The sequence below is a fragment of the Pseudomonas asiatica genome (assembly GCF_040214835.1).
Classification (GTDB): Bacteria; Pseudomonadota; Gammaproteobacteria; order Pseudomonadales; family Pseudomonadaceae; genus Aquipseudomonas; species Aquipseudomonas putida_Z.
Map to the genome: position 1 here is coordinate 59,560 of NZ_CP157874.1, position 12,415 is coordinate 71,974.

The following is a 12,415-nucleotide window of genomic DNA, read 5'->3' on the forward strand; positions in this document are numbered from 1 at the left end:
ATGAGTGCAGTGATCGACGACCACGCCCACGGCCATGACCATGCGCACGGCCCGGCCAAGGGCCTGATGCGCTGGGTGCTGACCACCAACCACAAGGACATCGGCACGATGTACCTGTGGTTCAGCTTCATCATGTTCCTGCTCGGCGGCTCGTTCGCCATGGTGATCCGCGCCGAGCTGTTCCAGCCCGGCCTGCAGATCGTCCAGCCGGAGTTCTTCAACCAGATGACCACCATGCATGGCCTGATCATGGTGTTCGGTGCGGTGATGCCGGCCTTCGTCGGCCTGGCCAACTGGATGATCCCGCTGATGATCGGCGCGCCCGACATGGCCCTGCCGCGGATGAACAACTTCAGCTTCTGGCTGCTGCCGGCGGCTTTCCTGCTGCTGGTCTCGACCCTGTTCAGCCCCGGCGGCGGGCCCAACTTCGGCTGGACCTTCTATGCCCCGCTGTCCACCACCTACGCGCCGGCCAGCGTCACCTTCTTCATCTTTGCCATCCACCTGATGGGCATCAGCTCGATCATGGGCGCGATCAACGTGATCGCCACCATCCTCAACCTGCGCGCCCCGGGCATGACCCTGATGAAGATGCCACTGTTCGTCTGGACCTGGCTGATTACCGCATTCCTGCTGATTGCGGTGATGCCGGTGCTGGCCGGCGTCGTGACCATGATGCTGATGGACATCCACTTCGGTACCAGCTTCTTCAGCGCCGCCGGCGGTGGTGACCCGGTGCTGTTCCAGCACGTGTTCTGGTTCTTCGGCCACCCCGAGGTGTACATCATGATCCTGCCGGCCTTCGGCGCGGTCAGCTCGATCATCCCGGCGTTCTCGCGCAAGCCGCTGTTCGGCTACACCTCGATGGTGTACGCCACCGGCGCCATCGCCTTCCTGTCGTTCATCGTCTGGGCCCACCACATGTTCGTGGTCGGTATCCCCGTGGTCGGCGAGCTGTTCTTCATGTACGCCACCATGCTGATCGCCGTGCCTACCGGGGTGAAGGTGTTCAACTGGGTCAGCACCATGTGGGAAGGCTCGCTGACCTTCGAAACGCCGATGCTGTTCGCCATCGCCTTTGTCATCCTGTTCACCATCGGCGGTTTCAGCGGGCTGATGCTTGCCATCGCCCCGGCGGACTTCCAGTACCACGACACCTACTTCGTGGTGGCGCACTTCCACTATGTGCTGGTGCCTGGGGCGATCTTCGGCATCTTCGCCTCGGCCTACTACTGGCTGCCGAAATGGACCGGCCACATGTACGACGAAACCCTTGGCAAGCTGCACTTCTGGCTATCGTTCGTCGGCATGAACATGGCCTTCTTCCCCATGCACTTCGTGGGGCTGGCCGGCATGCCACGGCGGATCCCCGACTACAACCTGCAGTTCGCCGACTTCAACATGGTGTCGTCGATCGGCGCGTTCATGTTCGGCGCCACGCAGATCTTCTTCCTGTTCATCGTCATCAAGTGCATCCGCGGCGGCGCGCCGGCACCGGCCAAGCCATGGGATGGCGCCGAGGGCCTGGAGTGGTCGATCCCTTCGCCTGCGCCCTACCACACCTTCCAGACGCCACCGGAAGTGAAATAGGAACCGTGCCATGAACGGCCTTTCGCTGAAACGCCTGGTATTGCGCCTGTTGATGCTGACGGTGGTGATGTTCGCCTTCGGCTTCGCCCTGGTGCCTATCTATGACGTGATGTGCAAGGCCTTCGGCATCAACGGCAAGACCGGAGGGCAGTACGAAGGCAGCCAGGTCAGCGACCCGACGCGTTCGGTGCGGGTGCAGTTCATGTCGACCAATGCCAGCGACATGGTCTGGGACTTCTATTCCACCGCCGACCAGTTGGAGGTCAACCCGGGTGCGGTGAACCAGATGATCTTCATCGCCCACAACCCGACCGATCGGCCGATGAGTGCGCAAGCCATCCCCAGCATCACCCCCGCCGAGGCTGCGGCGTACTTCCACAAGACCGAGTGCTTCTGCTTCACCCAGCAGGTGCTGCAGCCCGGCGAACGCATCGAGATGCCGGTGCGCTTCATCGTCGACCGCGACCTGCCGGCCAGCGTGAAGCACCTGACACTGGCCTACACCTTGTTCGACATCACCGCTCGCCACCCGCCGGTCGCGCATGTCGCGGCCCAGGACGTCCAGGGCGCCCGTTAAGGGAAGGAGAACAGCAATGGCAAGTCATGAGCACTACTACGTTCCGGCGCAGAGCAAGTGGCCGATCATCGCCACCATCGGCATGTTCATCACGGTGTTCGGCCTGGGTACCTGGTTCAACGACATGAAGGCCGGCCACCCCGAGTCGCACGGGCCGCTGATCTTCTTCATCGGCGCGTTGTTCCTGGCCTACATGCTGTTCGGCTGGTTCGGTTCGGTGGTGCGGGAGAGCCGCGCGGGGCTGTACAGCCCGCAACTGGACCGCTCGTTCCGCTGGGGCATGAGCTGGTTCATTTTCTCCGAGGTGATGTTCTTCCTGGCCTTCTTCGGTGCGCTGTTCTACGTGCGCGTGCTGGCCGGGCCGTGGCTGGGCGGTGAAGGGGCCAAGGGTGTTGCGCACATGTTGTGGCCGACCTTCGAATTCACCTGGCCGCTGCTGCACACGCCCGACCCGAAACTGTTCCCGCCGCCCAAGGAAGTGATCGACCCGTGGCACCTGCCGCTGATCAACACCATCTTGCTGGTCAGCTCCAGCGTGACCATCACCATCGCCCACCATGCCCTGCGTCGCGGCCACCGTGGCCCGCTGAAATTCTGGATGGCGCTGACCATCGTCCTGGGCGCCAGCTTCATCGCGTTGCAGGCCTACGAGTACCACGAGGCCTATACCAAGCTGGGGCTGACGCTGGGGTCGGGTATCTACGGCGCGACGTTCTTCATGCTCACCGGCTTCCACGGCGCGCACGTGACCTTGGGCACGATCATCCTGATCGTGATGTTCGTGCGCATCTTGCGCGGGCATTTCAACCCGGAGAAACACTTTGGTTTCGAGGCGGCCAGTTGGTACTGGCACTTCGTCGATGTGGTGTGGGTGGGATTGTTCATCTTTGTCTATGTGCTGTGAATAGAGAACCCTGTGGGAGCGGGCGCGCCCGCGAATGCGTCGGTACATTCAACATCGCATTCGCGGGCATGCCCGCTCCCACAGGGTCAGGTGAAAACTTCAGAAAGGGGCATGAGAAACGAGCTGACCGCTGATGAAGCCCCAGGCGACAAGGCCGATGGTGAGGGCCGCCAGGGTCACTCGCACGGTCAGCGCTTTCAGTAAACGGGTCGAGTTTTCATCGTCCTTGACCAGAAACACCAGGCCGCTGAACAGGCTGGCAATCGTGGCCAACAGCATCAGGACAATCGCGGCCTTGAGCATGGCGATACTCCGGGGGGATGCGGTGATGTGGATAAGTATAGCGATCGGCCCGACGAGGCTCCGATGAGGCCGTTTCGTCCGGGCTGGGTACCAACCCTGGTGGTGCTTGCGCTGCTGCCGGGGCTGATCGCGCTTGGCTGCTGGCAACTCGGCCGTGCCGAGGAAAAGCGCGTGCTGCTGGCCGCCTATGCCGAGCGGCGGGTCGAAGCGCCCGTGGCCACGGGCCAGCTGACAGCGAACCAGGACAATGCCTTCCGCCGCGTGCATCTCTATGGCCGCTTCGACGCCGAGCACAGCCTGCTGCTGGACAACCGCATGCGTGATGGCCAGGCCGGTGTCGAGCTGCTGCAACCCTTCCATGATCAGCCCAGCGGCGTGTGGCTGCTGGTCAACCGCGGCTGGCTGCCCTGGCCCGACCGCCGCGTGCCGGTGCATTTCGATACCCCTGCCCAGGCGTTGGCGCTGGACGCTTCGGTGTATGTCGCGCCTGGCAGCACGTTCCAGCTGCACCCCGACCCTGCAGGCGGCCAATGGCCGCACCTGCTGACTGCCGTGGATGCCGCGCAGCTATGGCAACAGCTCGATCGCGAAGGCTTCGCCCATGAGCTGCGCCTGGAACCCGGCCCGGCGACCTATCGCCTGGACTGGCCGGTCGTTGCCATGGGCCCGGAAAAACACCTGGGTTACGCCGTGCAATGGTTTGCCCTGGCAACCACTTTGGTACTGCTCTACCTCTACTTCGGCTGGCACCACAACAAGGAGAAACGCCATGGCCACCGCCACTCCACTGGAAGTGCCTGAACGTAGCAAACCCAGAGCCCGCGGGCGTTTGCAGCTGCTGCTGATTCTGCTGGTGGTGCTCGGGCCGATGGTTCTGGCCACCAGCATGTACAAGCTCAAGTTCTGGGTGCCGGACGGCCGCAGCTACCACGGCGTGATGATCGGCAACGGTGAGAGCCTTTCCGATCTCGGCGTGGCGGGCCAGGACGAGCGCTGGCAGCTGCTGGTGAGCGCACCCACAGCCTGTGCCGAGGATTGCCAGCGGCTGGTGTACCTGGCCCGGCAGATCCAGGTCGGCCTGGGCCGTGATGCCAGCCGTGCCAGCCATGCCCTGACGGCCGCCCAGCCGGCAAGTGCCGACTTCCAGGCGTTGCTCGGCCGCGAATACCCACAGTTGCAGCGTTACCCGCTGGATGCGCAACGCTACCTGCAAAAGGTCGGCGAGGCCGGCCCGCAGCTGTGGATCGTCGACCCACACGGCAACCTGGTGCTGCGCTACGACGCCAAGGTCAACGGCAAGCATGTGCTGGACGACCTGCGCCACCTGCTCAAGCTGTCCAACATCGGCTAGGAGCCTGCCATGGCCAGACCCGGATTCCGCCTTGCTGTGTTCGCCACCTTGCTGGCACTGCTGGTCGTCCTGCTCGGTGCCTATACCCGCCTGACCCACGCCGGCCTCGGCTGCCCGGACTGGCCGGGTTGCTACGGCTTCATCAGCGTGCCCAAGAGCGAAGCGCAGCTGGCTCATGCCGAGCTGCATTTCCCCGAACACCCGGTGGAAGCCGCCAAGGGCTGGGCCGAGATGGTCCACCGCTATTTCGCCGGCACCCTGGCGATGGTGATCGCCCTGCTCGCCTTGCAGGCGCTGCGCCGGCATGCCCGCGATGGCCAGCCTTACCGCCTGCCCTTGCTGCTGCTGGGCGTGGTGCTGGCCCAGGCAGCCTTCGGCATGTGGACGGTTACCCTCAAGTTGTGGCCGCAGGTGGTCACCGCGCATCTACTCGGCGGCTTCACTACCCTGAGTTTGTTGTTCCTGTTGTCCCTGCGTCTGTCCCGGGCCTTTGCGCCCTTGCCAAAGCTGCCATTGAGCCTGCGCCGGATCGCTGCGCTGGCCTTGCTGGTGGTGATCGGCCAGATCGCCCTGGGCGGCTGGGTCAGTGCCAACTACGCGGCCGTCGCCTGCATCGACCTGCCCACCTGCCACGGCCAGTGGTGGCCGGCCGCGGACTTCAGCAACGGGTTCCACCTGACCCAGCACGTCGGGCCCAATTACCTGGGCGGGCAACTGGACAGTGATGCGCGCACGGCCATCCACATCAGCCACCGCCTGGGCGCATTGCTGGTGACCTGCGTGCTGCTGATGCTCAGCTGGAAGCTGCACCGCTGCGGCCTCCCTGGCCTGGCGCGGCTGGTGCTGCTGGCGCTGGTGGTGCAAGTCGGCCTGGGCATCAGCAATGTGCTGCTGCACCTGCCGCTGGCCGTGGCCGTGGCGCACAACGCTGGTGGGGCACTGTTGCTGCTGAGCATGGTGCTGGTGAACTACCGCATCCGCGTGGTCGACAAGGTTCGCGTGGGTGTCGGCCATGGCTGGCGCCTGCGGCCAGTGGCTGGCGTGGGCATCTCACACCACATGAGGAATGATTCGTGGCGACGCTTCTGAGCACACAGAGGGCCAGTTGGCGTGATTACCTGGAGCTGACCAAGCCCAAGGTGGTGGTGCTGATGCTGATCACCTCGCTGGCGGGCATGTTCCTTGCCACCCGTGCGGGTGTCAGCTGGAGCGTGCTGCTGTTCGGCAACCTGGGCATTGGCTTTTGTGCAGGCGGCGCGGCGGTGGTCAACCATGTGGTGGACCGGCGCATCGACGCGCTGATGGCGCGTACCCACAAGCGGCCGCTGGCCCAGGGCCGGGTCGAGCCGCTGCCGGCGCTGCTGTTCGCCCTGGCGCTGGCGCTACTGGGCATGGCCCTGCTGCTGGTGTTCACCAACGCCCTCACTGCCTGGCTGACACTGGCTTCCCTGCTCGGCTATGCGGTGCTCTACACCGGTTTTCTCAAGCGCGCCACGCCGCAGAACATTGTCATCGGCGGCTTGGCTGGCGCCGCCCCGCCGTTGCTGGGCTGGGTGGCGGTCAGCGGCCATGTCAGCGCCGAGCCCCTGTTGCTGGTGCTGATCATCTTCGCCTGGACCCCACCACATTTCTGGGCCTTGGCCATCCACCGCAAGGAGGAATACGCCAAGGCCGATATCCCGATGCTGCCGGTGACCCACGGCGAGCGCTACACCAAGCTGCATATCCTGCTGTACACCCTGGTATTGCTGGCGGTAAGCCTGCTGCCGTACGCCATCCACATGAGCGGCCCGCTGTACCTGGCCTGCGCCCTGGTGCTGGGCCTGCGCTTCCTGCAATGGGCCTGGGTGTTGTACCGTGGCAGCCGGCCGCACGCAGCGATCGGCACCTTCAAGTACTCTATCGGCTACCTGTTCGCGCTGTTCATCGCGTTGCTCCTCGACCACTATCTGTTGCTGAACCTATGACCCGAACCCAGAAAACCGTCTTCATCCTCGTTGCCCTGGTCGCGTTGATCCTGGGCCTGACCGTCAACAAGGTGCTCAATGGCCGCGACCAGCCCAACCCCACCGAGCTGATCGATGCCGGCATCATCCTGCTGCCGCAGAGCCGTACCGTGGCCGATGTGACCATGACCAACCAGGACGGCCAGCCGGTGCAACTGGATGACCTGAAGGGCAAATGGTCGCTGCTGTTCTTCGGCTACACCTACTGCCCGGACATCTGCCCGACCACCCTGGCCCAGCTGCGCCAGGTGAAGAGCGAGCTGCCCAAGGAGGCCGTCGACCGGCTGCAGGTGGTGCTGGTGAGCGTTGACCCGAACCGCGACACGCCGAACCAGCTGAAGCAGTACCTGGGTTATTTCGACAAGGATTTCGTCGGGGTGGCAGGGTCGATCAAGGATACCCAGAAGCTGGCCAATGCCTTGAGCATTCCGTTCATTCCGGCCGATACCAGCAAGCCGGGGTATACCGTGGATCACAGCGGCAACCTGGCGGTTGTGGGGCCGGATGGGCGTCAGCGCGGGTTCATTCGGGCGCCGTTCAACAACCAGAAGCTGGTGGCGCAGTTGCCCGGGCTTGTGAAGCGGGATTGAGATTTTTGGGCCTGCTGCGCAGGCCTATCGCGACACAAGGCCGCTCCTACAGGGGAATGCGATCCCATGTAGGAGCGGCCTTGCGTCGCGAATGGGCCGCAAAGCGGCCCCGGGGGTTTCGGATCAGAACGCCGGAACCACAGCGCCTTTGTACTTCTCGTTGATGAACTGCTTCACCTCAGGCGAGTGCAGCGCAGCAGCCAGCTTTTTCATGGCGTCCGAGTCCTTGTTGTCCGGGCGGGCAACCAGGATGTTCACGTAAGGCGAGTCGCTGCCTTCGATGACCAGAGCGTCTTTCTCCGGGTTCAGCTTGGCTTCCAGCGCGTAGTTGGTGTTGATCAGGGCAGCATCGACCTGGGTCAGCACGCGCGGGATGGTGGCTGCTTCCAGCTCACGGAACTTCAGGCTTTTCGGGTTCTCGGCAACATCCTTCACGGTGGACAGGATGTTCTTGTTGTCCTTCAGCTTGATCACACCGGCCTTGTCCAGCAGCAGCAGCGCGCGGCCGCCGTTGGTGGCGTCGTTGGGGATGACCACGGTGGCGCCGGAGGACAGCTCGTCCAGCTTCTTGATCTTGGTCGAGTACACGCCCAGCGGCTCGATGTGCACGCCGGCAACGCTCACCAAGTTGGTGCCCTTGGCCTTGTTGAACTCATCCAGGTACGGCTGGTGCTGGAAGAAGTTGGCGTCCAGGCGCTTTTCGGCCACCTGCACGTTCGGCTGGATGTAGTCGGTGAATTCCTTGACCTTCAGTTCCACGCCCTCTTTCGCCAGTGCAGGTTTGACGAAGTTGAGGATCTCGGCGTGCGGTACCGGGGTAGCGGCAACGGTCAGGGACTCGGCGTGGGCCGAGAAGGCCGCGACAGCGGCGACAACAGCAAGCAGCTTCTTCATTGATCACTCCTTGTGAGGGCCGCGACGGCCCCCGAACGGGTCGGCCGGGCCGACCCCATTGGGGTTACTTACGGGAAAAATGCACGACCAGTTTGTCGCCCACGCTCTGCAGGACTTGAACCAGTACCAGCAACAGCACCACGGTGACGACCATCACGTCGGTCTGAAAACGCTGGTAGCCGAAGCGGATGGCCAGGTCGCCCAGGCCGCCGGCACCGACCACACCGGCCATGGCGGTGTACGACACCAGGGTGATGGCGGTCACGGTAATGGCGGCGAAGATGCCCGGGCGGGCCTCCGGCAGCAGTGCGCTGGTGATGATCTGGCGGGTGGTGGCGCCCATCGACTGGGTGGCTTCGATGATGCCGCGGTCCACTTCACGCAGGGCGGTTTCCACCAGGCGGGCGAAGAACGGCGTGGCACCTACCACCAGCGGCGGAATGGCGCCGGCGACGCCCAGCGAAGTGCCGGTGATCAGCACGGTGATCGGGATCATCACGATCAGCAGGATGATGAACGGCAGCGAGCGCAGGATGTTGACGATCAGCGACAGCAGCGCATACACACCCTTCTGCTCGAACATCTGTTTCGGCCCGCACAGGAACAGCAGCACGCCCAGTGGCAGGCCGAGCAGCACGGTGAAGAACAGCGAGCCGAACAGCATGATCATGGTGTCGACGCTGGCCAGCCAGATTTCGGCCCAGTCGACGTTGGCAAAGAAATTCAGGGCGTCCATCAACGCAGTACCTCCATATGTACATCAGCTGCCTTGAAGCGGGCGAACGCCGCTTCCATGTCACCGCCGATCAGGGCGAGGGTGAGCTGGCCATAGGGGACATCCTTGATGCGGTCGATACGCCCGGCGAGGATGCTGTAGTCCACGCCGGTTTCGCGGGCCACGGTGCCCAGCAGCGGCGCGTAGGTGGCATCGCCCTGGAAGGTCAGGCGCACGATACGGCCCGGCACATGGGCGAAGTCGTCCCGCTGCTCGCCTTCGTCGACCTGCTCGTCTTCCTGGACGAAGCGCTTGGTGGTGGGGTGCTGCGGGTGCAGGAACACCTCGGCCACCGAGCCCTGCTCGACGATCTGGCCGGCGTCCATCACTGCCACGCGGTCGCAGACCCGGCGGATCACGTCCATTTCGTGAGTGATCAGCACGATGGTCAGCTTCAGCTCACGGTTGATTTCGGCCAGCAATTGCAGGACCGAGGCGGTGGTTTGCGGGTCGAGGGCGCTGGTGGCCTCGTCGCACAGCAGGATCTTCGGGTTGGTGGACAGGGCGCGGGCGATGCCGACGCGCTGCTTCTGGCCACCGGACAGCTGCGCCGGGTACTTTCTGGCGTGGTCGGAAAGGCCGACGCGGGCCAGCAGCTCGGTCACGCGCTTGTCGATTTCGCTGCGCGACAGCTCGCCGGCCAGGGTCAGTGGCAGGGCGACGTTGTCGGCGACGGTCTTGGAGGCCAGCAGGTTGAAGTGCTGGAAAATCATCCCGACCTGCTGGCGGAAACCGCGCAGCTGGCTGGCGTTGAACGCGGTAACGTCTTCGCCGTCGACGATGATCTTGCCACCGGAAGGCTCTTCCAGGCGGTTGATCAGGCGCAGCATGGTGCTCTTGCCGGCGCCGGAATGGCCGATCAGGCCGAACACCTGGCCATCTTCGATGGTCAGGCTGGTCGGATTCAGTGCGGGGATTTCCCTACCGGCGACGCGGTAGGTCTTGTGTACCTGTTGGAACTCGATCACGTAGCGAACCTTGTGGGGCGCATGGAATTTGGGTCAGCGGTTGGCTGGGGTCGCGCATTTTAGCCTTTTCCCATAGCTGTTCTTAGCATTTATTTCGTAATGCACCAATCCTTCGGGCATATCGCGACAACCGGTAATCCTGATTGAACGCTCGGCAAAGCCTCCCGGTCACTACTTGCACAAGCCCGAAACGGGTACGCCTGAAGACTGACGAGGAGAGCCGACCATGCCCAGCAAGAACACGGACGCGCCGAAGCACAGCGAAGCCGCTGGCACCCAGACCCCGGACCGGGCCAACACCAACGCCAAGTTACAGAGCCTGGAGGCTGACCGTAGCGATGCCACGGGTCATGCGCTGCGCACCAACCAGGGGGTGCGCATCGCCGACAACCAGAACACGCTGAAGGCCGGAGATCGAGGCCCCTCGCTTCTCGAAGATTTCATCATGCGCGAGAAGATCACGCACTTTGACCACGAACGCATCCCTGAGCGCATCGTGCATGCGCGAGGGACGGGGGCGCATGGCTATTTCCAGAGCTATGGCAACCACGCCGAACTGACCAAGGCGGGCTTCCTGCAGGACCCGGAGAAAATCACGCCCGTGTTCGTGCGATTTTCCACGGTACAGGGCCCGCGTGGCTCAGCCGACACCGTGCGTGACGTGAGGGGCTTTGCGGTCAAGTTCTACACCGATGAAGGCAACTTCGACCTGGTGGGCAACAACATGCCGGTGTTTTTCATCCAGGATGCGATCAAATTCCCGGATTTCGTCCACGCCGTAAAGCCAGAGCCGCACAACGAGATCCCGACCGGCGCTTCGGCCCATGACACCTTTTGGGATTTCGTCTCGCTGGTACCGGAGTCGGCCCATATGGTCATGTGGGCGATGTCGGACCGTGCTATCCCGCGCAGCTTGCGGATGATGGAAGGTTTCGGGGTGCATACCTTCCGCCTGATCAACGCCCAGGGCGTAGCCAGTTTCGTCAAATTCCACTGGAAGCCGCGCCAGGGTGTGCACTCCTTGCTATGGGACGAAGCGCAGAAGCTGGCAGGCAAGGACGCTGATTTCCAGCGTCGCGACTTGTGGGAGGCTATCGAGACGGGCGATTACCCTGAATGGGAATTGGGTGTGCAGATTGTGCCGGAAGCTGACGAGCACAAATTTGATTTCGACCTGCTGGACCCGACCAAGATAATCCCGGAAGAACTGGTGCCGGTCACACCTTTGGGCAAGATGATCCTGAATCGCAACCCGGACAACTTCTTTGCTGAAGTGGAACAGGTGGCGTTCTGCCCGGGTCATATCGTGCCTGGTATCGACTTTACCAACGACCCCTTGCTGCAGGGGCGGCTGTTCTCCTACACCGACACGCAGCTTAGCCGCCTGGGCGGGCCCAACTTCCACCAGATACCGGTCAACCGCCCCGTCGCGCCCAACCATAACAACCAGCGCGACGCCTTGCATCAGCATGTGGTTCACAAAGGTCGCGCATCCTACGAGCCCAATTCCATCGACGGTGGCTGGCCGAAGGAAACGCCACCAGCCGCGCAGGATGGCGGCTTCGAGAGCTACCAGGAGCGTATCGATGCACACAAGATCCGCCAACGCAGCGATTCGTTCGGCGACCATTTTTCGCAGGCGCGGTTGTTCTTCCAGAGCATGAGCCCGACCGAGCAGCAGCACATCATCAAGGCTTACAGCTTTGAACTGGGCAAGGTGGAGCGGGAGACGATCCGTGCTCGGGAAGTGAATGAGATTCTCGCCAATATCGACCTGAAGCTGGCGGCTGCGGTTGCTGCCAACCTCGGTTTGCCTGCTCCGAGCGCGGGCACTGTTCAAGTGAAGGGAAGCCAGCTTGCGCAGTCGCCTGCCCTGAGCCAGATGAACCACCCGGGTTCGGTTGGCATCAAGGGGCGCAAGATTGCCGTGCTGGTAGCAGATGGCGTAGACGCTGCCAGCGTGGACAAGTTGGTCAAGGCCCTGGAAGCACAGAGTGCCCGGCCATTGCTCCTGGGGCCGACCTCAGCACCGGTGAAGGCTGCGGACGGCAAGCAACTGCCGGTGGATGCTTCCATGGAGGGGATGCCATCGATCATGTTCGACGGAATTGTCGTGCCGGGTGGCAAGGCTTCGACCGATGCGCTGGCGACCAGCGGGTTGGCCAAGCATTTCCTGCTGGAGGGCTACAAGCACCTGAAGGCGATTGTGTTGACCAAAGAGCTTTTGGGCAGCTTGGGGCTGAAAGAAGACAAGGGGTTGCTGCTGGGGGATGAGCAGAAGACCGTGGATGCCTTCGTCAAAGCGGTAGAAGGGCATCGGGTGTGGGAGCGGGAGGCGGCTGCGGAGGCTGTGCCTGCCTAAGGGGCTGCTTTGCAGCCCATCGCGACACAAGGCCGCTCCTACAGGAGATCGCATTCCCTTGTAGGAGCGGCCTTGTGTCGCGAAAGGGGCGCGCA

Annotated in this window: 13 protein-coding genes; 9 read left to right on the forward strand and 4 right to left on the reverse strand. The window is 63.1% G+C overall.

Features of this window, described 5'->3' with window-relative positions:
* Genes ctaD through ABNP31_RS00300 form a run of 3 tightly spaced genes read left to right on the forward strand, consistent with a single transcriptional unit; the run spans position 1 to position 3,071 of the window.
* The gene (ctaD, locus tag ABNP31_RS00290; RefSeq protein WP_015268463.1) at positions 1–1,590 is read left to right on the forward strand and encodes a cytochrome c oxidase subunit I; all 1,590 of its coding nucleotides are present in this window, start codon (positions 1–3) and stop codon (positions 1,588–1,590) included.
* 10 nt (positions 1,591–1,600) lie between these two features.
* Entirely contained in the window at positions 1,601–2,167 is a 567-nt protein-coding gene (locus ABNP31_RS00295; protein ID WP_015268464.1) for a cytochrome c oxidase assembly protein, read from the forward strand.
* A 16-nt stretch (positions 2,168–2,183) separates the two neighbouring features.
* Positions 2,184–3,071: a cytochrome c oxidase subunit 3 gene (locus ABNP31_RS00300; RefSeq protein ID WP_003258926.1), complete on the forward strand. Its 888-nt coding sequence runs from the start codon at positions 2,184–2,186 to the stop codon at positions 3,069–3,071.
* Between the two features lie 99 nt (positions 3,072–3,170).
* Here ABNP31_RS00300 and ABNP31_RS00305 read toward each other — a convergent pair whose 3' ends face one another.
* Positions 3,171–3,374 carry a twin transmembrane helix small protein gene (locus tag ABNP31_RS00305; RefSeq protein WP_003258925.1) on the reverse strand — a complete coding sequence of 68 codons (204 nt, stop codon included), beginning with the start codon at positions 3,372–3,374 and terminating at the stop codon, positions 3,171–3,173.
* 63 nt (positions 3,375–3,437) lie between these two features.
* On the opposite strand from ABNP31_RS00305, the gene ABNP31_RS00310 reads away from it, so the two are divergent.
* The 5 genes from ABNP31_RS00310 to ABNP31_RS00330 are packed head-to-tail and all read left to right on the forward strand — an operon-like array spanning position 3,438 to position 7,321.
* Positions 3,438–4,175, forward strand: a complete 738-nt coding sequence (locus ABNP31_RS00310; RefSeq protein ID WP_238067109.1) for an SURF1 family protein — start codon at positions 3,438–3,440, stop codon at positions 4,173–4,175.
* Positions 4,144–4,725 (forward strand): hypothetical protein, encoded by a 582-nt coding sequence (locus ABNP31_RS00315; protein WP_350012895.1) that lies wholly within the window; start codon positions 4,144–4,146, stop codon positions 4,723–4,725. The genes ABNP31_RS00310 and ABNP31_RS00315 overlap by 32 nt, the downstream gene beginning before the upstream one ends.
* A gap of 9 nt (positions 4,726–4,734) precedes the next feature.
* On the forward strand, positions 4,735–5,814 hold the full coding sequence (locus tag ABNP31_RS00320) for a COX15/CtaA family protein (RefSeq protein WP_015268468.1): 1,080 nt from the start codon (positions 4,735–4,737) through the stop codon (positions 5,812–5,814).
* Entirely contained in the window at positions 5,799–6,692 is an 894-nt protein-coding gene (gene cyoE / locus ABNP31_RS00325; protein ID WP_025337214.1) for a heme o synthase, read from the forward strand. The genes ABNP31_RS00320 and cyoE overlap by 16 nt, the downstream gene beginning before the upstream one ends.
* Complete coding sequence (locus tag ABNP31_RS00330) at positions 6,689–7,321, forward strand: SCO family protein (RefSeq protein WP_350012896.1); 633 nt, start codon at positions 6,689–6,691, stop codon at positions 7,319–7,321. The genes cyoE and ABNP31_RS00330 overlap by 4 nt, the downstream gene beginning before the upstream one ends.
* 123 nt (positions 7,322–7,444) lie before the next feature.
* On the opposite strand, the gene ABNP31_RS00335 is transcribed toward ABNP31_RS00330, so the two are convergent.
* The 3 genes from ABNP31_RS00335 to ABNP31_RS00345 form a co-directional block, all read right to left on the reverse strand.
* Positions 7,445–8,215: a MetQ/NlpA family ABC transporter substrate-binding protein gene (locus tag ABNP31_RS00335; RefSeq protein ID WP_025337216.1), complete on the reverse strand. Its 771-nt coding sequence runs from the start codon at positions 8,213–8,215 to the stop codon at positions 7,445–7,447.
* A 64-nt stretch (positions 8,216–8,279) separates the two neighbouring features.
* Entirely contained in the window at positions 8,280–8,951 is a 672-nt protein-coding gene (locus ABNP31_RS00340) for a methionine ABC transporter permease (RefSeq protein WP_013970307.1), read from the reverse strand.
* Positions 8,951–9,958: a methionine ABC transporter ATP-binding protein gene (locus tag ABNP31_RS00345; protein ID WP_003256960.1), complete on the reverse strand. Its 1,008-nt coding sequence runs from the start codon at positions 9,956–9,958 to the stop codon at positions 8,951–8,953. The genes ABNP31_RS00340 and ABNP31_RS00345 overlap by 1 nt, the downstream gene beginning before the upstream one ends.
* Before the next feature lie 226 nt (positions 9,959–10,184).
* Here ABNP31_RS00345 and katE point away from each other — a divergent pair, with 226 nt between their 5' ends.
* Positions 10,185–12,320: a catalase HPII gene (gene katE / locus ABNP31_RS00350; RefSeq protein WP_350012897.1), complete on the forward strand. Its 2,136-nt coding sequence runs from the start codon at positions 10,185–10,187 to the stop codon at positions 12,318–12,320.
* The last annotated feature ends 95 nt before the right edge of the window (positions 12,321–12,415 follow it).